This is a genomic window from Bacillus sp. FSL K6-3200 (genome assembly GCF_038630485.1).
Taxonomy (GTDB): Bacteria; Bacillota; Bacilli; order Bacillales; family Bacillaceae; genus Bacillus; species Bacillus safensis.
This window is the reverse complement of record NZ_CP152032.1, coordinates 1,464,646-1,484,028: the sequence shown is the minus strand read 5'-3', so window position 1 is coordinate 1,484,028 and position 19,383 is coordinate 1,464,646. Positions and strand designations below refer to the sequence as shown.

Here is a 19,383-nt window from a genome sequence, read left to right as displayed (position 1 = left end):
ATAAAGGAGTTTACATTCATGGAACAACAACTAGAAAAATCAACATTACAACCTCGCAGTACAGGACAAACCATCCTGCTGATTGCTGGGATTTTGCTCATTGCATTTAATCTTCGGCCTGCCATTACATCCGTTGGCCCTGTGATCGGCGCGATTCGTTCCGATTTACAGCTTTCAAATGGACTGGCAGGTTTTCTCACGACTTTACCACTGCTTTCATTCGCATTGCTTTCTCCAATTGCACCTAAAATCGGAAAACGACTTGGCAATGAACGAACCCTCTGGCTTGGACTTGCTGTCCTTCTCTTTGGGATTGTGATTCGCTCATTTGGCACCATCACCTTCTTAATGATTGGAACAGCACTAGTCGGCGTTGGAATTGCGATCTGTAATGTGCTCTTACCGGGGCTTGTGAAGCATAAATTCCCTGCACATGCAGGCTTGATGACAAGTGTATATACGACTTCAATGTCCGTCTTCGCTGCACTTGCATCAGGTGTCAGTGTTCCGCTCAGTCATACGATGCCTGGCGGCTGGAATACATCATTCCTTGTATGGGCTGGACTTGCCCTTCTCGCCATGATGGTTTGGGCGCCGCAGCTTCTTCATCAGAATACAGCGGCCGTCAAAAGCATCTCGCTCACAGAGCAGCCGATATGGCGTTCACGTGTCGCATGGCAAGTGACCTTTTTTATGGGCCTGCAATCATTCCTTTTCTATAGCAGCATCGCTTGGTTTCCTGATATCTTAACATCACATGGAATGAACCTGTCGACAGCTGGCTGGATGCTGTCCATTATGCAGTTTGTGGGGCTGCCATCTACCTTCTTAACGCCCGTTTTTGCAGAAAAATTAAAAACACAAAGACCGCTTGTCGCCGGCCTTGTCCTTGTGTATTTACTCGGCATGATTGGACTTCTTCTCGGAGGATCGACGCCTATCCTTGTCATCTCTGTTCTATTGATCGGCATTGGACAAGGGGCCAGTATCAGTCTTGCCCTCACATTTATCGGTTTACGTACAACCAATATGGAACAAGCAGCTGCCCTCTCTGGAATGGCGCAGTCTCTCGGTTATTTATTAGCTGCTGTTGGGCCGTTCATGATTGGTATCCTTTTTGATTCCACACAGACATGGACACCAGCAATTATCATCTTTATCATCATCCTATTTTTCATGTTTTTATCCGGTATGCGTGCCGGACGCAGTGTCTATATTTCAGATCCTTCATAAAAAAAGAACCCGCCTCCTCGTGAGACGGGTTCTTTTCTGCTTATGCCTGCTCTGTCACATGTACCTTTAACGTTGCTTGTACCTCTGGATGAAGCTTCACCGGTACATTTGTGTAACCTAATGCACGGATGGCGTCATTCAGCTCGATTTTGCGCTTATCGAGTTTAATTTGATGATCTTTTTGCAATTTATCAGCGATTTGTTTGCTTGTAATCGAGCCAAACAAACGGCCGCCTTCACCTGATTTTGCAGTGAGTTCCACTGTTAACGCCTCAAGTGTTTCTTTTAATTGTTTTGCTTGTTCAAGCTCTTGGATGGCATTCTTTTTCTCTTTGTTTTTCTGCCCTTCCAATGCACTTAGGTTCGTTGGAGTTGCTTCAACAGCTAATCCTTGTTTGATGAGAAAGTTGTGAGCGTATCCGTCAGCTACATTCTTGACTTCGCCTTTTTTCCCTTTGCCTTTTACGTCTTTTAGAAAGATGACTTTCATCTTTGAACCCCTCCTTCGAAATATTCGTCTATGGCAGCCTTTAATTTCCCTACCGCTTCTTCAATGGTTATACCATAAATCTGGGTAGCAGCGTTAGTCAAATGACCGCCGCCGTCTAATGCTTCCATAATAATTTGAACGTTGATATCCCCTAATGATCTAGCACTAATGCATACCGTGTCGTCATCTCGTCTAGCGACAGCAAATGACGCTTCTACCTCACTCATTGACAACAGGGAATCCGCTGTCTGGGCAATCGTAATTTGATCATAATACTCCGACCTGTCAGATGGTAATGAAGCAATGGCCACCTGATTTTGATACAGCTCTGTATGCTGAATGAGTTTTGCTCGTTTAATGTAATGATCAACTGTTTCTTTTAAGAACTTTTGCACAAGGACAGGATCTGCTCCCTTTGCACGAAGGTAAGATGCTGCATCGAACGTTCTTGACCCCGTTCTCAAAGAGAAACTCTTCGTATCAACGATGATCCCAGCCAGAAGCGCAGTCGCCTCAATCATGTTAATCCGCAATTTCTTCGGCTGATACTCTAAGAGCTCTGTCACAAGCTCTGCTGTAGATGAAGCATACGGCTCCATATAAACAAGTAAAGGATCACGGATAAATTCCTCGCCGCGTCTATGATGATCAATGACCACGACATTTTCAATCTTATTCAGCAGCCGTTCCTCCATGACGAGAGAAGGTTTATGTGTATCCACGACCACAAGCAATGTATCATCCTTTGCAAGCTCCATTGCTTCCTCTGGCGTGATAAAACGTGACCAAAGCTCTTCATAATTTTTAATTTCACTAATTAAGCGTTGAACACTGTCGCCAATCTGATTGGCATCAATGACAATATAGCCTTCTTTTCCATTAGCCTGGGCGACCTTTAAAATCCCAATGGATGCACCGATCGAGTCCATATCTGGGAACTTATGTCCCATGATCATGACATTACCGCTTTCAGATACAATTTCTTTTAAAGCATGAGAAATGACCCGTGCGCGTACGCGTGTCCGTTTCTCCATTGGGTTTGTTTTTCCACCGTAGAATTTCACTTTTCCATTCGGCTGTTTAATGGCGACCTGATCCCCGCCTCGTCCGAGGGCAAGGTCAAGACTCGACTGCGCAAGTGCTCCAAGCTCTTTCAAAGAAGGAACGGAGGCACCGATCCCGATACTCAGAGTGAGCGTCGCACTATGTGCCCCTGTTTTCTCACGTACCTCGTCTAAAATGGAAAACTTCGACGCTTCAAGCTCAGCTAAAATGCTCTCATTTAGAACCGCCATAAATCGTTCAGACGAAATTCTCTTCAGGAAAATACCGTATTCTTGTGCCCAATTGTTGAGCAGAGACGTCACTTCACTATTAATAGCGCTGCGCACTTGATCATCAAGGCCCTGCGTGACATCGTCGTAGTTGTCTAAAAAGATATAAGATAAAACCGTTCGTTCATTTTCGTACTGTCTTTCAATCTGCACCTGTTCTGTTACATCAAAGAAATATAAAAGGCGCTCTGACCGTTTAATAATGACTTTGAATTTCCGATCATTCAGCGTCACATTTTCGGTCTCAACCTCTTGTTTAATAAGAGGCACAATGGACTCGAATGTATCGTACAAGGATCTGCCGACAAGTGTACTTTCATGAAAGCATGAAGCGAGAAATGGATTGGTCCATTCGATATAATACTGATCATTAAACAGCATAATACCAATTGGCATCTCCATTAACGCTTCTTCTCCAACCTTTTTGACTCGATAGGATAATGTTGAAATATATGAATCAATCTCTTTCTGCACTTGCGTATCTGCCCACTTTAAGAAGTAGAGCACACCTGCAAGGACGAAAAGACCAACTGCTCCTATGATCCAATTAAAATAAAGGTTGAGGAGGACTGTGATCACCGCAAGAACAATTAACGCGAAGATCGGATACTTGATGACAGGTTTTCTATAGAAGCTTGGCACTGATATCAACTCCTCAACATTCAGAGTGAATTATTTGTTTTTTACTTTTTCTCTCAAATCAAAGCCTATGTCAGCAATCCCTATAATCCGCACAATCACACCGATTGGCGGAAAGAAAACCGTGAACACAACAGCGAAAATGGGTACCGCTTTTGAGATGTTTTTTTCATGGCAATAATAGAAGAGAAAAGAAAATCCCTGAATAAGCACCAGTATAAATAAAATTTGAAACGCACTCGTTTGAACGAGCCATAAAAAGCTGCCTTTTTCCGTCTGAATCAGCATCAAAAGCAATGTGAGTAAATAATACCATACCATGCTTTTTGGCAGCCGCATATCCTTAAATTTCTTCAAGGACGGCATGTCTGAAACAAACCGTTTGAGCAATGGCCGCACGAACCAATGATTCACAAAAGTCATCAGCGTGACCAAAATCAATAAAGCTACAGGTAAAGCACTTAATGCCGTATCCTGCATCTCTTTAAACTGTTTGAGCTGTTTGGCTATGTCCTTTTCAGAAGCACCGGATTGCTTTAAAACACTCTCTACCATCGGCATCATTTGCTCAATCGACTCATTCGCAATATTCATGATATCGATTTGAAAGAGCTGAACACTGACAACAAAGGAGATGAGAATACTGAATAAATAAATCAGCGCACCTGTAATGATGGCATTCCCAGGCTGCCTTCTGCTGTAGAAAACACCCATGCCTAATCCGACGGCAATTAAGATAGGTGCACTCATGAGCCCAGCCATAGACCCAATTAAAAAGCTGATCACTATCCCAATAGCGCCAGCAGCAATTCCTTTTTTCAAGCCGTGTCTGATTGTATAGAGGATGATCGGAATCGGAGCAGCTAGAAAGAAAATAATGGATAATAGCGGCACATATAAATAAAACAGCATCATGACCGCGAAAATACTCATCATGATTGCGCCCTCTACTAACGCTTTTGTTTGTTTCACACCTTCACCTCTATCCAATCCTTTTTCTATATCTTGCTCAATGTGTACTTCTATGTATACGTATGATGTCAGCTCCATCATGTCTTGCCCCAACCTTTATTTTACCATAGCGGCAAATCTCAAGTAAAATGCAGGCTATCCTAGGAGCGTTTCACGTGGAACACCGATATGGAATCGCACATGCAAGTTTTCAAACAGCATGTTACAATTTTTTAGATTATTCTTAGCTATAAACCCTGAATTCAAGGTCAAAAGCTGTTAGAATAGAAACATCATCAATAAATGTAAGAAGGAGAATTCACATGGGAAAAACACTCGTATTCGGACACAAAAATCCTGACACAGACACGATTTGTTCTGCTATTGCTTACGCTGATTTGAAAAACAAAATCGGCACTGAGGCAGAAGCCGTCAGACTTGGAGAAATCAATGGAGAAACACAATACGCATTAGATTTCTTTAAACAAGAAGCACCTCGTTTCATTGAAACGGCTGCAAATGAAACAAAGCAAGTCATTCTTGTCGATCATAACGAATTCCAGCAAAGTGTAAGCGATATTGATCAAGTACAAGTAACTGAGGTTATTGACCACCACCGTATTGCCAACTTTGAAACAAGTGAACCTCTTTACTATCGTGCAGAGCCTGTAGGCTGTACAGCAACGATCTTAAACAAAATGTATAAAGAAAACCAAGTGACGATTGAAAAAGAAATCGCTGGTTTGCTTTTATCTGCGATCATTTCTGATTCCTTACTATTCAAATCCCCAACATGCACACAGCAAGATATTGATGCTGCACATGAGCTTGCAAAAATCGCAGGGGTAGATCCAGAAGTTTATGGCCTAGACATGCTGAAAGCAGGCGCTGATCTAAGTCAAAAAACGGTTCAAGAATTAATTACACTTGATGCAAAAGAATTCGCACTAGGCAAAAGCAAAGTGGAAATTGCACAAGTCAATACAGTAGATATCGCTGAAGTGACAGCAAGACAGGCTGACATTGAAGCGAAAATTAATGAAGTCATTGCAGCAAAAGGTCTTGATCTATTTGTTTTAGTCATCACAGATATTTTAGAAAATGACTCCCTTGCTCTTGCACTCGGTGCAGAAGCAGCAAAAGTAGAAAAAGCATTTAACGTCACACTTGAAAACAACACAGCTTTACTAAAAGGTGTTGTATCAAGAAAGAAACAAGTCGTACCTGCACTGACAGATGCACTTTCTTAATAAAACACGACAAGACTGCTGAATTGTTCAGCAGTCTTTTTTGTCTGTCTTCTTTTTAATGAATGTACGTATCACTCACGAGAATATCCTTTAGCACGCTTGTTGGAATCGTAAATTCAACAACACCCATGTAGCCAGGCGCCACATCATATTCATTAAAGGAAATCACAAGCTTCCCTTTTGAATTGATATAGAAGTTTTGATCCGGCTTAATTTTCTTAAATGGTTCCGCCATATCTTCCTTGCCAATCCAGTATGATTTGTCTGAATCCTCTTTCATCTGTTTCTTCATTTGTTCTTTAATATTTTCACTAATCACATCAATATAACGATCATCTTTAAACAGGCTTGGTAATGTAATGAGTACATGGTTTTTCTTATCCACCGTATCATACGTCATTTCTTCTGCCGCAGAAGCCTGAGTCGTCACCTTGTATCGACCTAGTGAGAGAATTTGATCATTGTTTGTTCTCACTTCATAACCGCTCTCAACACTTAAATGACCATTTTTATAACCCTTTGTTTCCTTTTCAAAATCTTGATACAGCTTTTTGTTTTCAGCTAAATATTTTTGATTCAGGCTGTCTTGTAATGTTCCGTCCCCAAGTCCTGAAACGTGTGGTGTTTTAAGATCAATATTCGTTCCTTGATCGCTCTTTTTAAATTCTGTAAACGTCACAACTTTCACCAGCTCGCCAATGACAGGTACCTCTGAAATTGCTCTTGCTGCCTGTGGACTGACATTAACAGTTGTGACAAAAAGAGCTGCCGCCGCAACAAGTCCTATGGTCCATTGCTGAAAATGAGGTTTTTTATTTTTTCTTTTTAACGTTCGTTCAACCATCGCATCATATTCCGGTGGAATAGGAATTTCTAAATATTCATCTTTTAAATGTTCCAAATACTTATCCATTTATATTTCCTCCTGTGATAATTCTACTTTTAAAAGCCGCAGTGCCTTATATAATCTTGTTTTAATGGTGTTTTCATTTTCATCGAGAATCTGGGCGATGTCCTCTAGTTTTAAATCTTCAAAGAATCTCAAAATAATGATGACTCGATACATCTCAGGCAAATCCTCTATAGCCCGTTTGACGTCTTGATCCTCGTATACATCTGATTCGCCCTGAGATAAGAATTCAAGCGTATCATCATCTGTCACTTGCACCCGCTTCTTCTTTCGTAAAAAGTCTAGGGCAGCGTTCACCACGATTTTATAAAACCAGCTATGCATCTTGCTTGCATCCTCTAATCGGTGAACAGATTTGAGTGCTTTATGAATGGCCTCCTGAACAACATCCATAGCATCTTCTGGGTTTTTGACATAACTATAGGACAACCGATAAAAACTGTGTTTATGCTCCATGACGTAATCCGCAAATTGATCGTCTATTTTTCGTTTCTTCATTTTACAAAGAGCTCCTTTATCTTAAATGCGCATCTGTTATTTCTTACATTGGATAGACGCGCACCTTTTGAAAATAGTTTGCGCTCGGTTATTTTTTTAACATGTCTCGCATTTACGTTCCTATACAAAAAGAGCGAACCTGATGGGGTTCACTCTTTCCATGCGGATAGTGTTTGATGGACAAACTGTTTTAGTGGAGAAAGCGGATGAATGATAGGAACGCCTGTCTCCCGCTCCACCTGCTTTGCCGCATGAACCATCGAAAGCTGCATCACGCAAATGTCTCTGCCTTTTTGCTTCATACATCTTCTCAGCTGTTCCTTGATTTGTTCATCATAGGCTTGCATATCACCGTTTAGGCAGAGATGAAAGACATCCTCCATCACAACCATTTCTCCTTCAACCTGTTTGCCCCGCTCTGTGGCATATGATTCAAGCCGCTGCATCGTCCCATCCACTGTATCTGGGTTGGAAAACACCAGTTGAAGAGGACCCTTTTTCTCACAAATCAGCTCAAATAACGGTTCATCGATCGGAACAATCGGTTGTTTGAAAAGGTGCTGCTGATCACCTAGAGCAGCAATGTATTGTGTACACGTGAGCAGAATGAGATCGGCTTCACTTTCTTGCCTTAATCTGTTGATTGCATACGTTTGCTGCATGTGGTGATCAAATGCAGGATCTTGTGTGGCGCGTTCTATAAATGATGAATCGACCATGTGATGCAAATCAACATCTGTATCAACAAAAACATCTTCTATATATGACTGATTGGATGGATGGGCGTGAAGGCAGTGTAATCGAATCATCTGGTTTGCTCCTCGTGAAAGTTTTCAATCATTATATCAATCCTTGTATGAAATAGGGAGAAACATGACCATATTGTTAGGGAGATATTGAAGGAGGGATTCGAATTGAAAGAAGATCAACAGCCTAAACCATCTTCAGAGTCAGAAGAAACCTTAACAAATCGGCAAGGTCATCCAGTAACAGACAATCAAAATATGAGAACTGTTGGGAATAGAGGACCCACTACGCTTGAAAACTACGATTTCCTAGAGAAAATCAGTCATTTTGATCGTGAACGCATCCCTGAACGTGTCGTTCATGCACGCGGTGCTGGAGCTCACGGTTATTTTGAAGCCTACGGCACATTCGGCGATGAACCCATCTCCACCTATACGAGAGCGAAATTGTTTCAGGAAAAAGGGAAAAAGACGCCTGTTTTTGTTCGTTTTTCTTCTGTGATTCACGGCGGGCATTCGCCAGAAACATTACGCGATCCGAGAGGGTTTGCGATTAAATTTTATACAGAGGAAGGCAACTGGGATCTCGTGGGGAACAACCTGAAAATTTTCTTTATCCGAGATGCTTTAAAGTTCCCTGATTTGGTTCATGCCTTTAAGCCTGATCCTGTCACCAATCGTCAGGACGGCGAGCGTATTTTTGATTTTGTCTCACAATCGCCTGAGGCGACGCATATGGTGACATTTCTCTTTTCACCATGGGGCATCCCCGCAACATACCGGCACATGCAAGGCTCAGGTGTCCATGCGTACAAATGGGTAAACCATGAAGGAAAAGCGGTACTGGTCAAATATCATTTTGAACCGAAACAAGGTATTCGCAACCTGACCCAAGAACAGGCGCAAGCCATCCAGGGAGAAAATTTTAACCATGCCACACAGGATTTATATGAAGCCATTGAGCAAGGAGATCATCCTGAATGGGAGGTATATGCACAGATCATGGAAGATGATGCCCACCCTCACCTCGACTTTGATCCGCTTGATCCGACAAAGCTTTGGTACAAGGATGACTATCCATGGAAACCAATCGGACGGATGGTATTAAACAAAAATCCAGAAAACTATTTCGCAGAAGTCGAGCAGGTTGCCTTTGGGACTGGTGTACTCGTAGACGGTTTGGACTTCTCGGATGATAAATTGCTACAAGGCCGCACCTTCTCCTACTCTGACACGCAGCGATATCGTGTAGGACCAAACTATTTACAATTGCCGATCAATGCACCGAAAAAGCATGTCGCCACCAATCAGAGAGACGGACAAATGGAATACCATGTCGATCAAGGCAAAGGGCAAAATCCCCATGTGAATTATGAGCCGTCGATCCTCGGGGGATTAAAAGAAGCCAAACAGGACGGAAAGGATCATACGCCTTTTGTAGAGGGTGAAGTCAAGCGAGAAGCCATTGACCGCCCAAACAACTTTGGACAAGCGGGAGAAACGTATCGCCGTTTTAATGATTGGGAGCGTGAGGAACTGATTAAGAACTTAGTCAATACTCTTGCGACATGTCAAAAGGACATTCAAGACCAAATGATTGAAAACTTTACAAAAGCAGATCCTGATTACGGAAAGCGTGTCGCTGACGGCTTAAAAGCCTTTAAACAAGAGCAGCCAAGTGGACCTATCGGCTCTACAGGCGCTGCTCAAGCCGTGGACGAAGCCATCAACAACAGCACACCATCAGATCCTTATTAATGAAAAAAGAATGCAGCGGCGAGGCTGCATTCTTTTTGTATACATCTATTAAGCGTTTTGACCTTTTTTGATCCATTCTGCTACATTGACTGTACGTTTTGCCTGATGTTTCACAGCTGCTTCTGCATCCTCTTGGATTTTTCCATTTTGGTCAACAGTGACACTTACGCCATAAGGGTTGCCCCCTGCACCGTATAAGGAATCATCTGTGTATCCAGGAGCGGCAATAATGGCTCCCCAGTGGAACATCGTCGTATAAAGGCTGAGAACCGTCTGCTCCTGTCCACCATTTGCGTTTTGAGCAGATGTCATCGCGCTCACTGCTTTGTTTGCTAATTTACCTTGGAACCATAAGCCGCCTGTCGTATCTAAGAACTGCTTCATTTGAGCTGGCAGGTTACCGAAACGTGTCGGCATGCTAAAGATGATAGCATCTGCCCACTCTAAATCACTTAATTGAACCTCTGGCACATCCTTTGTTTCGTCTAAATGTGCTTTCCATGCTGGATTTGAAGCTACAACTGCTTCTGGTGCCAATTCAGCAACTTTTAATACTTTGACTTCTGCGCCAGCTTCTTTTGCTCCAGCTTCAGCCCATTTCGCCATCTGATAGTTTGTACCTGTTGAACTATAATAAATAATCGCTAATTTTACGTTTTCCATTTGTTCCATCTCCTTTGGTTTATTTTGCCCAAAAAGCTTCTGTAAAAATCCCACCTGTATTCCCCACCTTATTTAAAATTGACGACGATACCATAAAGCCGCAGCATCGACTTCTTCTCTCGTTAACTGATGTCCACGGTTTTCCCAATGAAGGGTAACCGATGCGCCTGCACCCTGCAGCAATTGCTCCAGCTCCTGTGATTCCTCTGGACGGCACATTGGGTCATTTTCACCAGCTGCTATAAAGACTTGTTTCCCCGCTAATGAAGGCAATGAAACCCCGCGTCTTGGCACCATTGGATGATGCAGGATGGCGCCTTTTAGGGCATCTCCATAATGGAATAGCAAGCTTCCAGCAATATTCGCCCCATTGGAATATCCGATAGCCACCACATTGTGGCGATCAAACCCATATTCATTAGCTGCTTCGCCGATAAATGTATATAGTTCCTCTGTACGTTCAATCAAATCCTGCTCATCAAATATACCCTCTGCCAAACGTCTGAAAAAACGCGGCATGCCGTTTTCTAATACATTTCCTCTCACACTAAGAACAGATGCATCAGGATCTACTATCTGTGCAAGCGGCAATAAATCTTCTTCCGTCCCGCCAGTTCCGTGCAGTAATAACAGAACAGGTCTTTGTTCATTCTTTCCTTTTCGAAAAAGATGCTTCATCATGAATCTCCTTTCCCTTTCACTTCTCTCACTTCAATTGGAAGCACAATTTGTTCAATCTGACTGCGCTGCGCCTCATATTGCGGTGGCAGTTTCAATGCTTCACCCATTGTTTCCACTGATTCGTCGTGTGCAAACCCTGGGGGATCTGTGGCAATCTCAAATAATATGCCGCCAAGCTCTTTAAAATAAATGGCATTGAAGTAATTTCGGTCTTGCACAGGTGTCACGTGGTACCCGCTTTGAGCAATATGTCTTTGCCAATCTAATTGGTCCTGATCATCTGTTGCTCTCCATGCAATATGGTGCACTACCCCAACACCCATACGTCCTCGTGGAACAGGCATCTTATTCACATCGATCACATTGCCTATTTCACCAAACGAACGGAATCTCACATAGTCTCCTTCTTCTCCAACTCGTTCAAGTCCCATCGTCTGCTCTAGCAGCTGCATCGTTTGCTCCGGCTGTGATGTTAATAAAACAGCTCCGCCAAATCCTTTAATGGCTACATCTGGTGTGACACCATTAAATGTCCACTCGTTTTGCTTTCCTTCTGCACGTTCTACTAGCTCAATCAATAAGCCGTGTGGATCTTCAAATGAGAGAAAAGCTTCACCAAAGCGTTCAACCGTTTCATAAGAGACATTGAACTGCTCAAGACGATCCTTCCAGAAAGAGAAAGAGCCTGTCGGTACAACATATGTCGTCACGCCCACTTGACCTGCACCAATTTGACCTTTTTGTGCACCCGGCCAAGGGAAAAACGTAATAATTGTCCCTGGAGAGCCGCCTTCATTTCCAAAATATAAATGGTATGTGCCCGGATCATCAAAATTCACGGTCTTCTTCACAAGACGAAGTCCTAAAACACCTGCATAAAAATCAACGTTCTCCTGAGGATGACCCACAATTGCTGTAATATGGTGAATTCCTTCTGTTTTTTTCACTTCTCATGACCTCCTATTTGAAGTAAACAAGCCTTTATTCATTATGCCTTTACTAACATCTTTATATTATCTCGAATTCGAGATATTAGATCAAAAAAATATATTTATCTCGAATTAAGGATATGATGTTTTTAAGTAAAAGTCAATGATTTTTGTTTTTCTTTTAAAAAAGCAGAGCTGCTTTGCATGAAACAGCTCTGCTCTTCCTTAATTATTGCAGCAATTTTTTCTTTTTTAAATAGGCTTTTGCTACCTGGAATGCATCCTTCCCCTTCACATTGACTTCATAATTCATTTCTCTCATCTCATCGTCTGTGATTTGACCCGCAAGCTTATTGAGAGAGGTCTCAATCTCAGGGTATTCAGTTAATGTCTCCTGCCTGAGCAGCGGTGCTCCTTGATATGGCGGGAAAACATGCTGATCATCATCAAGCACCTTTAATTTGTATTGTCTCAATTCACTGTCTGTCGAATACGCATCGACCAAATTGATATCCCCTTTCTGAATCGCTCGATAGCGAAGCTTCGGCTCCATCGTTACGACATCATCAAAGGAAAATTGATAGGTTTTTTGAATGCCTCGATACCCATCCTGACGATCAGAAAATTCTAAGGTGAATCCAGCTTTTATACGATTTTTAATCTTACCTAGATCTGAAATGTTGGACACCTCATATTGATCAGCCAGTGACTGCGGCACGGCTAAAGCATACGTATTGTTGTATGCCATGGGCTCAAGAAGGCGGAGCTGAAAGGACGATTCCAATCCGCGCCGCGCTTGCTCATACACTTTTCTTTTATCTGTGCTTTTCGCTGTTTCTTTGAGGAATTCAGATATCGCTGTACCCGTAAACTCAGGATAAATATCAATATCACCAGAGCGTAAAGCCTGAAAAACAAAAGACGTCTTACCAAGACCGGGCTTCAGGTTCACTTGAATATCTGTATCCTGTTCAATTAAAAGCTTATACATCGAGATCAAAATTTCAGGCTCTGATCCTAACTTTCCGCCAATGGTGATTTCTTTCTTTTCTTGCTGAAACAGCGAGGGGGCAGCGACAACTGCTCCTGCAATCAGAGCAAAAACAGTCACAGAAATCACAGTCTTTTTAAAGGAAATTTTCTCAAAGGTTCGCAGCACCACATCAAATAAGAGTGCAAGTAAGGCAGCTGGTATCGCGCCAATAACAATGAGCGACATATCATTTCGATCAATTCCCAGCAGGATTAAGCTTCCTAATCCCCCAGCTCCGATCAGTGCTGCCAGAGTGGCGGTCCCCACAATGAGAACCATCCCGGTTCGGATACCCGCCATGATGACTGGCATAGCAAGAGGAAGTTCCACCTTTAATAACCGTTTGCGATGATTCATCCCCATAGCAAGCGCCGCTTCTCTCAGAGAAGGATCAACCTCCTGAATGCCTGTATATGTATTTCTTAAAATAGGGAGTAAGGCATAGACCACAAGCGCAATAATCGCAGGCACTTGCCCAATCCCCACGAGAGGAATCAGCAAGCCAAGCAGTGCAAGCGACGGAATTGTTTGCAAGACAGCCGTCACCCCAATGATCCATTCCGCTAGCTTTGGAACCCTCGTTAAATAGATACCTAATGGAATAGCAATCAAAATCGCTAAAAATAAAGCAATAAAAGAAATTTGAATATGCTCAAGTAAGGCGTGCCCCAATTGTTCTTTTCGTTCCCATAACACACGAGTCCAATCATTCATGTGACTCACCCCTCTCTTTAGGAGAATCAGCTAAAAACTGAATCACCGCTTGACGATTCACTAGTCCAATCCGCTCCCCATTCTTTTCAACAGCCAATTCCTCGTGCTTTGCCAATTGAGACAAGACTTCATCCAGTGTGGCTTGTGCTGAGACCGCCTCATAGCCTAAAAGAGCTTCGTGAGCTATTGCTTGAGTCAAAGTCTCCAGTTCGAATGCTTGATATCCCACATGACGGACAGCCCCTGAAACAAACTCCTGTACAAAAGCATTAGCAGGTTGTTGAACCAATTCCTCAGGACGTCCGATCTGCACTACTTTTCCTTCATTCATCACACAAATCCGATCACCCAGCTTCATCGCTTCCTGCATATCATGCGTCACAAAAACAATGGTCTTTTGAATACGGCGCTGCAAATCAAGCAGATCATCCTGCAATTTCTCCCTCGTTAGTGGATCTAACGCACTAAAAGGTTCATCCATCAGGACAATCTCAGGATCAGCTGCAAGTGCACGTGCCACACCGACACGCTGCTGCTGTCCACCAGATAGCTCTGCTGGCTTTCGATGTCGATACATAGCAGGATCAAGCCCGACCATCAACATGAGTTCATCGACACGCTGATTGGTCTCATTCCGGCTCCACTGTTTGAGCTCTGGCACCACAGCAATATTTTCTTCTATGGTCATATGAGGAAAAAGTGCAATTTGCTGCAGAACATAACCGATATCCCAGCGAAGCTCATACATATCATAATCACTTACTTTTTGACCCTTTATGTAAATCTCACCTTCTGTAGAAGAAATAAGACGATTGATCATTTTCAATGTCGTCGTTTTCCCGCTGCCACTAGGTCCAATCAATACAAAAAACTCACCTTGCTGAATCTCCAAATCAACAGATTGAACGGCATAGCGCTCATCAGAAAATTGCATCGATACCTTTTTAAATTCAATCATCTTCCCACGCCCTGACTGCAATTATTTTCTAGACTACCAATATGACAGATCAACCTCATATTTGTATAGAATAAACTGTCACTTTTACATACTTCCCCTAGGTTGATTGCCAAAAACAGCTCTAGCAAAAATAGATGAGTTTCTTAGTGAGACAAATAAAAAAAGCGAAGAGCTCGAGGCTCTCCGCTTGTAAGTCAACGACTTACTCACCAGTAACGTATGGAAGTAATGCCATTTGACGTGATTTTTTAATCGCTAATGTCAATTTACGTTGATACTTAGCGCTAGTTCCTGTTACACGACGAGGTAAAATTTTACCACGCTCAGAAACAAACTTTCTAAGAAGATCAACATCCTTGTAATCGATGTGCGTGATGCCGTTAGAAGTAAAGAAACATACTTTACGACGTTTCGCACGACCGCCTCTGCGTCCACCTGCCATTTGTTTTCACACCTTTCCTTTAGTCATTTTTTCAGATCAATTAGAATGGCAAATCATCATCGGAGATGTCAATCGGTTTACCATCGTTCGCAAATGGGTCATCATTGAAGCTATTTCCCTGATTACGATTTTGGTTGTTTTGATTGCCATATGGATTTTGACTTGGTTCATTTCCAAATGGGTTCTGATCGTTTTGGCTACCGCCATAATACTGGCCTCCGCTATTGCCACCGCCGCTGTATCCACCTGAACCAGCACCGCCGCTCTTAGGCTCAAGAAATTGAACACTTTCAGCTTGAACCTCTGTCACGAAGACACGCTGTCCTTGCTGATTTTCATAGTTTCTTGTCTGCAAACGACCGTCTACACCGGCAAGACTTCCTTTTTTCAAGAAATTAGCCACGTTCTCGGCTTGTCTTCTCCAAGTAACACAGTTAATGAAATCGGCTTCACGCTCTCCAGATTGATTCGTAAACGTACGATTCACAGCTAGAGTAAACGTGGCTACAGCCGCACCATTAGGCGTGTAGCGAAGCTCAGGGTCTTTTGTTAGTCTTCCGACCAATACAACACGGTTTAGCATATTGAAAGACCACCTTTAAATATATATTTCAATGATTTATACTTCTTCTTTAACAACAATGTGTCGAATGATATCGTCACTGATCTTAGCTAAGCGGTCAAATTCTTGAACTGCTGCAGCGTCAGATTGAACGTTTACGATTTGGTAGAAACCGTCACGGAAATCATTGATTTCGTATGCAAGACGACGTTTACCCCAATCCTTTGTTCCAGTGATCTCCGCACCGTTAGAAGTTAACACGTTATTGAAACGCTCGATAACTGCTTTTTTAGCCTCATCGTCAACTGTTGGGCGGATGATGTACATAACTTCGTACTTTCTCATCTGATTGCACCTCCTTTTGGTCTAAGCGGCCCTAAACGGGCAAGGAGCAATAAATTATATTACTCACAATTGTATATTATAACAAATCACTTGGCCTATGACAAGAACCTATACATTAAAACGGAAATGAATGACGTCTCCATCTTTCACTACATATTCTTTACCTTCTAGACGGACTTTTCCAGCCTCTTTTGCAGCAGACATGCTTCCGCCAGCAAGTAAATCTTCATATGCAACCGTTTCAGCACGAATAAACCCACGTTCAAAGTCCGTATGAATGATTCCAGCACATTCCGGTGCCTTCATTCCTTTTTTAAACGTCCAAGCGCGTACTTCCTGCTCTCCTGCTGTGAAATAAGTAGCTAAGCCAAGAAGTGAATAAGATGCTTGAATCAGCTGATCTAGTCCTGACTCTTTGATGCCAAGCTCTTCAAGGAACATCTGCTTCTCTTCTCCTTCAAGCTCTGCAATTTCAGACTCGATCTTCGCACAAACGACGATGACTTCAGCGTTTTCACCAGAAGCAAACTCACGGATTTGCTGCACATATTCGTTGCCGTCATGATCCGCTACTTCATCCTCACTCACATTTGCTACATAAAGAACTGGTTTAGATGTAAGTAAATGAAGCTGTTTCACAAGCTTTTGCTGCTCATCAGTAAATTCTACAGATCTTGCCGATTTCCCAGCTTCAAATGCGTTCATTAGCTTCGACAAAATCTCAAATTCAGCTACTGCTTCCTTGTCCTTTTGTTTTGCAAGCTTACTCACACGAGCCAAACGCTTTTCAACTGTTTCTAAATCAGCCAAAATCAATTCAAGATTAATCGTTTCAATATCTGACACCGGATCAACCTTACCAGCTACGTGTGTAATGTTATCGTCTGCAAAAGCTCTGACCACGTGACAGATCGCATCTACTTGACGAATATGAGAAAGGAATTTATTCCCTAAACCTTCACCTTTAGATGCACCTTTGACAATACCCGCGATATCAGTGAATTCGAAAGCAGTGGGAACTGTCTTTTTCGGCTGCACCAATTCTGTTAGCTTTTGTAAACGCTCGTCTGGAACCTCTACAATTCCGACGTTTGGATCAATGGTACAAAACGGATAGTTAGCAGACTCCGCTCCAGCCTGTGTAATTGCATTAAATAGCGTTGACTTCCCGACGTTAGGTAAGCCAACAATACCAGCTGTTAAAGCCATTCTTTCATCTCCTCTATATCAAACGTGCTCGTTATACTGCGTAATATGAACCTAGAGCAATTATAAGTAGGTTTACATGAAAAGACAAGCTAACCATCATGCATTTTCAATAGAAGAAACTTCGTCAAAAAGAATAAATCAATGCTTTAAAACGGGAAATTGCACCTGGCTCTGCTGTAGAAAAAACAAATTTAATGAAAAAAGCATGAGGCCTACTTAAGTAGTTGGCTCCTCATGCTTGACGAGAATTTTCTTCATTTTTCGTTCAAAATCTCTTCTTGGAATCATCACGCTGTGTCCGCATCCTTCACATTTAATGCGGATATCCATGCCCAAACGAATGACCTTCCACCGATTGGCACCACATGGATGGGGCTTTTTCATTTCAACAACATCATGTAACCCAAACGCTTTGTCTGCCATCAGCCTTCACCTCTCCTGCTCACTTCATTGCATCTATTGTACAAAAAAACGGCGATGGAGAGCAATGCACAAAACAAAGAGTCTCTTTCAATCGTTCATCCTATTCTTTATTAAAGAAAAAACCCTTCTTTTAGATCATTTTATTTGTGACCAATAGTTACTTAAACTCCGCTTTTTTTCAATATTGTCACAAACACTGTAGGTCAAAAGGTTTTTATTGGTAGAACGCTGTGGTTTTTCCATATTTTTTGATTTATGATATCTGCATAAATGTTATGTGAGGGAGCAGGTACGATGGTCAATCGAAAGGATAGATTAACTGATAAAGAATATAAAATCATATCCGATCATGCTGGAAATCTCGACAATTACCAGCAGCACCATACGATAGAAATAGGGCAGCAAACGCTCACTGTCCACGATTTTCTAAAGATCGACCATAAATTATATGGTTTAACAATGAAGCCAGAACAATCAGATGAATTCATCGTCGCTTTTCACTGTCCACTGCCAAACCAAACGACGGTGACATCACCGCAAGATGTACACAACGCAGCTCAGACATTGCTCAAAACAGATTATGCCTATCCAATTGAAAGAAAATCCCTTGACGGCAATCAAGATCATGTCTTTTTTAAAGGGAAGGAATACATAGAGACAGTCTGTCAGAAGCATCCAAATGCAGGTATCTATCTCACTGGACAAGCCCTTGCCGGTGCTGTTTGTGCTTATGTTGCAACAGAACAGCCAGCTGTCAAAAAAGCCGTCACCTTTGACAGTCCAAATATATGGAGCAGCCTGTCACCTTCGATTCAGCAAAAGGCGAATCAAGGTCAATATACACACATGTTGACTGAATATATTCAGCCTAGTCATTACGTCGGTTTACTCAATCGTCATGATCAAGGAATTGGACAAGTCAAGTACACCGTACCGCCACGCCAGCAAGACTCCGTCCAAGAATCCGTGAAATACAAAAAAAGAGAAATTGACACCTTTTTAAAATCAGCTTTTACATCTATGAATATAGAATGGAACGAATCCTTTGATACAAATGCTTTTTTAGCTCTCGTTTCAGGAGAATTCAAAGTAAAAGGATATTCATTCCATCCGAATGGATCCGCCCGTATTTTAGATGAACAGCTTGATCATAATACAAGTTTTACAGCCATGCTGCTGCAAGAAATTCATTCTGGACGAGCATATGCACAAAACGGACTTGAAATTATCATAAAATCCCATTTACTGAAAAATTCATCCTATGATCTACAAAGTATTATTGAACATGAAGTGCACACTGTATTTGGAAAAATCGATGGAATTGATGAAAGCGTAAAAGACGCCGTCCATCATGTAAAACAAGAGCTCAAAGGACTCGTCGGCTTTGGACACTATGATTTATTAAGTCATAGTGATGTGGAAGCACTGGTAGAGGAAGTTAGGATGGAACAGGCACATTCTTCCTTTTATTCACACGAAAAACAACTGAATGCCTTGTACACCCTGAGGGATTACGAACAAGAGCTTTCTGCCCTTTCAAGACATATGTACACAATGGGTGATGACTACGCCAAGGCAGATAGACGCCTTGCGGTGCAAATGGGTATTCATTAAG

At 42.3% G+C, this 19,383-nt stretch carries 20 protein-coding genes; 4 read left to right on the top strand and 16 right to left on the bottom strand.

The annotated features are described in order from the left end of the window. Window positions 1-18: 18 nt before the first annotated feature. The gene (locus MHI60_RS07535; RefSeq protein WP_144484261.1) at window positions 19-1,233 is read left to right on the top strand and encodes an MFS transporter; all 1,215 of its coding nucleotides are present in this window, start codon (window positions 19-21) and stop codon (window positions 1,231-1,233) included. Window positions 1,234-1,273: 40 nt separating this feature from the next. Here MHI60_RS07535 and rplI read toward each other — a convergent pair whose 3' ends face one another. From rplI to MHI60_RS07520, 3 genes are read right to left on the bottom strand one after another with little or no spacing between them, the layout of a single operon-like run. Then, entirely contained in the window at window positions 1,274-1,723 is a 450-nt protein-coding gene (gene rplI / locus MHI60_RS07530) for a 50S ribosomal protein L9 (RefSeq protein ID WP_008359128.1), read from the bottom strand. After that, on the bottom strand, window positions 1,720-3,699 hold the full coding sequence (locus tag MHI60_RS07525; protein WP_048238316.1) for a DHH family phosphoesterase: 1,980 nt from the start codon (window positions 3,697-3,699) through the stop codon (window positions 1,720-1,722). The genes rplI and MHI60_RS07525 overlap by 4 nt, the downstream gene beginning before the upstream one ends. Before the next feature lie 30 nt (window positions 3,700-3,729). Then, a complete protein-coding gene (locus MHI60_RS07520; RefSeq protein ID WP_342502678.1) occupies window positions 3,730-4,746 on the bottom strand; it encodes a YybS family protein in 1,017 nt (338 codons plus the stop codon). Between the two features lie 224 nt (window positions 4,747-4,970). Here MHI60_RS07520 and MHI60_RS07515 point away from each other — a divergent pair, with 224 nt between their 5' ends. Then, on the top strand, window positions 4,971-5,897 hold the full coding sequence (locus MHI60_RS07515) for a manganese-dependent inorganic pyrophosphatase (RefSeq protein WP_073979340.1): 927 nt from the start codon (window positions 4,971-4,973) through the stop codon (window positions 5,895-5,897). A gap of 55 nt (window positions 5,898-5,952) precedes the next feature. Here the strand turns inward: MHI60_RS07515 and MHI60_RS07510 are convergent, their stop codons facing one another. The 3 genes from MHI60_RS07510 to MHI60_RS07500 all read right to left on the bottom strand — a co-directional run bounded on the left by MHI60_RS07510 (window position 5,953) and on the right by MHI60_RS07500 (window position 8,114). Further along, complete coding sequence (locus tag MHI60_RS07510; protein WP_144484264.1) at window positions 5,953-6,810, bottom strand: DUF3298 and DUF4163 domain-containing protein; 858 nt, start codon at window positions 6,808-6,810, stop codon at window positions 5,953-5,955. Then, on the bottom strand, window positions 6,811-7,305 hold the full coding sequence (locus MHI60_RS07505) for an RNA polymerase sigma factor (RefSeq protein WP_034283625.1): 495 nt from the start codon (window positions 7,303-7,305) through the stop codon (window positions 6,811-6,813). Window positions 7,306-7,454: 149 nt separating this feature from the next. Next, window positions 7,455-8,114 carry an aspartate/glutamate racemase family protein gene (locus MHI60_RS07500; protein WP_144484267.1) on the bottom strand — a complete coding sequence of 220 codons (660 nt, stop codon included), beginning with the start codon at window positions 8,112-8,114 and terminating at the stop codon, window positions 7,455-7,457. Between the two features lie 105 nt (window positions 8,115-8,219). Between MHI60_RS07500 and katX the strand changes: the two genes are divergently transcribed. Further along, window positions 8,220-9,809: a catalase KatX gene (gene katX / locus MHI60_RS07495; protein ID WP_048238321.1), complete on the top strand. Its 1,590-nt coding sequence runs from the start codon at window positions 8,220-8,222 to the stop codon at window positions 9,807-9,809. A 48-nt stretch (window positions 9,810-9,857) separates the two neighbouring features. Here katX and wrbA read toward each other — a convergent pair whose 3' ends face one another. From wrbA to MHI60_RS07445, 10 genes are all read right to left on the bottom strand, one after another. After that, a complete protein-coding gene (gene wrbA, locus MHI60_RS07490; protein WP_034283654.1) occupies window positions 9,858-10,472 on the bottom strand; it encodes an NAD(P)H:quinone oxidoreductase in 615 nt (204 codons plus the stop codon). 72 nt (window positions 10,473-10,544) lie between these two features. Beyond that, entirely contained in the window at window positions 10,545-11,153 is a 609-nt protein-coding gene (locus tag MHI60_RS07485; protein WP_144484270.1) for an alpha/beta hydrolase, read from the bottom strand. Further along, window positions 11,150-12,100 carry a ring-cleaving dioxygenase gene (locus MHI60_RS07480; protein ID WP_144484274.1) on the bottom strand — a complete coding sequence of 317 codons (951 nt, stop codon included), beginning with the start codon at window positions 12,098-12,100 and terminating at the stop codon, window positions 11,150-11,152. The genes MHI60_RS07485 and MHI60_RS07480 overlap by 4 nt, the downstream gene beginning before the upstream one ends. 211 nt (window positions 12,101-12,311) lie before the next feature. Continuing rightward, window positions 12,312-13,829: an osmoprotectant update ABC transporter permease/substrate-binding subunit OpuFB gene (gene opuFB, locus MHI60_RS07475; RefSeq protein WP_144484276.1), complete on the bottom strand. Its 1,518-nt coding sequence runs from the start codon at window positions 13,827-13,829 to the stop codon at window positions 12,312-12,314. Continuing rightward, window positions 13,822-14,787, bottom strand: coding sequence for an ABC transporter ATP-binding protein (locus MHI60_RS07470; RefSeq protein WP_144484279.1), 966 nt, complete (start codon window positions 14,785-14,787; stop codon window positions 13,822-13,824). Before MHI60_RS07470 ends, opuFB begins: the two co-directional genes overlap by 8 nt. Before the next feature lie 202 nt (window positions 14,788-14,989). Then, a complete protein-coding gene (gene rpsR / locus MHI60_RS07465) occupies window positions 14,990-15,229 on the bottom strand; it encodes a 30S ribosomal protein S18 (protein WP_008347556.1) in 240 nt (79 codons plus the stop codon). A 40-nt stretch (window positions 15,230-15,269) separates the two neighbouring features. Then, window positions 15,270-15,812, bottom strand: a complete 543-nt coding sequence (gene ssbA / locus MHI60_RS07460; RefSeq protein ID WP_007497456.1) for a single-stranded DNA-binding protein SsbA — start codon at window positions 15,810-15,812, stop codon at window positions 15,270-15,272. A gap of 36 nt (window positions 15,813-15,848) precedes the next feature. After that, the gene (gene rpsF / locus MHI60_RS07455; RefSeq protein ID WP_024424058.1) at window positions 15,849-16,136 is read right to left on the bottom strand and encodes a 30S ribosomal protein S6; all 288 of its coding nucleotides are present in this window, start codon (window positions 16,134-16,136) and stop codon (window positions 15,849-15,851) included. Window positions 16,137-16,244: 108 nt separating this feature from the next. Continuing rightward, window positions 16,245-17,345: a redox-regulated ATPase YchF gene (ychF, locus tag MHI60_RS07450; RefSeq protein WP_048238325.1), complete on the bottom strand. Its 1,101-nt coding sequence runs from the start codon at window positions 17,343-17,345 to the stop codon at window positions 16,245-16,247. A 216-nt stretch (window positions 17,346-17,561) separates the two neighbouring features. Beyond that, window positions 17,562-17,768: a DUF951 domain-containing protein gene (locus tag MHI60_RS07445; RefSeq protein WP_095410039.1), complete on the bottom strand. Its 207-nt coding sequence runs from the start codon at window positions 17,766-17,768 to the stop codon at window positions 17,562-17,564. Between the two features lie 294 nt (window positions 17,769-18,062). On the opposite strand from MHI60_RS07445, the gene MHI60_RS07440 reads away from it, so the two are divergent. Next, the gene (locus tag MHI60_RS07440; RefSeq protein WP_342502677.1) at window positions 18,063-19,382 is read left to right on the top strand and encodes a hydrolase; all 1,320 of its coding nucleotides are present in this window, start codon (window positions 18,063-18,065) and stop codon (window positions 19,380-19,382) included. Window position 19,383: the final 1 nt, after the last annotated feature.

Coding starts and splice junctions, on each gene's coding strand:
- MHI60_RS07535 (WP_144484261.1), top strand. CDS start 19: ATGGAACAACAACTAGAAAAATCAACATTACAACCTCGCAGTACAGGA.
- rplI (WP_008359128.1), bottom strand. CDS start 1,723: ATGAAAGTCATCTTTCTAAAAGACGTAAAAGGCAAAGGGAAAAAAGGC.
- MHI60_RS07520 (WP_342502678.1), bottom strand. CDS start 4,746: ATGGAGCTGACATCATACGTATACATAGAAGTACACATTGAGCAAGAT.
- MHI60_RS07515 (WP_073979340.1), top strand. CDS start 4,971: ATGGGAAAAACACTCGTATTCGGACACAAAAATCCTGACACAGACACG.
- MHI60_RS07510 (WP_144484264.1), bottom strand. CDS start 6,810: ATGGATAAGTATTTGGAACATTTAAAAGATGAATATTTAGAAATTCCT.
- MHI60_RS07505 (WP_034283625.1), bottom strand. CDS start 7,305: ATGAAGAAACGAAAAATAGACGATCAATTTGCGGATTACGTCATGGAG.
- MHI60_RS07500 (WP_144484267.1), bottom strand. CDS start 8,114: ATGATTCGATTACACTGCCTTCACGCCCATCCATCCAATCAGTCATAT.
- wrbA (WP_034283654.1), bottom strand. CDS start 10,472: ATGGAAAACGTAAAATTAGCGATTATTTATTATAGTTCAACAGGTACA.
- MHI60_RS07485 (WP_144484270.1), bottom strand. CDS start 11,153: ATGATGAAGCATCTTTTTCGAAAAGGAAAGAATGAACAAAGACCTGTT.
- opuFB (WP_144484276.1), bottom strand. CDS start 13,829: ATGAATGATTGGACTCGTGTGTTATGGGAACGAAAAGAACAATTGGGG.
- MHI60_RS07470 (WP_144484279.1), bottom strand. CDS start 14,787: ATGATTGAATTTAAAAAGGTATCGATGCAATTTTCTGATGAGCGCTAT.
- rpsR (WP_008347556.1), bottom strand. CDS start 15,229: ATGGCAGGTGGACGCAGAGGCGGTCGTGCGAAACGTCGTAAAGTATGT.
- ssbA (WP_007497456.1), bottom strand. CDS start 15,812: ATGCTAAACCGTGTTGTATTGGTCGGAAGACTAACAAAAGACCCTGAG.
- rpsF (WP_024424058.1), bottom strand. CDS start 16,136: ATGAGAAAGTACGAAGTTATGTACATCATCCGCCCAACAGTTGACGAT.
- ychF (WP_048238325.1), bottom strand. CDS start 17,345: ATGGCTTTAACAGCTGGTATTGTTGGCTTACCTAACGTCGGGAAGTCA.
- MHI60_RS07445 (WP_095410039.1), bottom strand. CDS start 17,768: ATGGCAGACAAAGCGTTTGGGTTACATGATGTTGTTGAAATGAAAAAG.
- MHI60_RS07440 (WP_342502677.1), top strand. CDS start 18,063: ATGGTCAATCGAAAGGATAGATTAACTGATAAAGAATATAAAATCATA.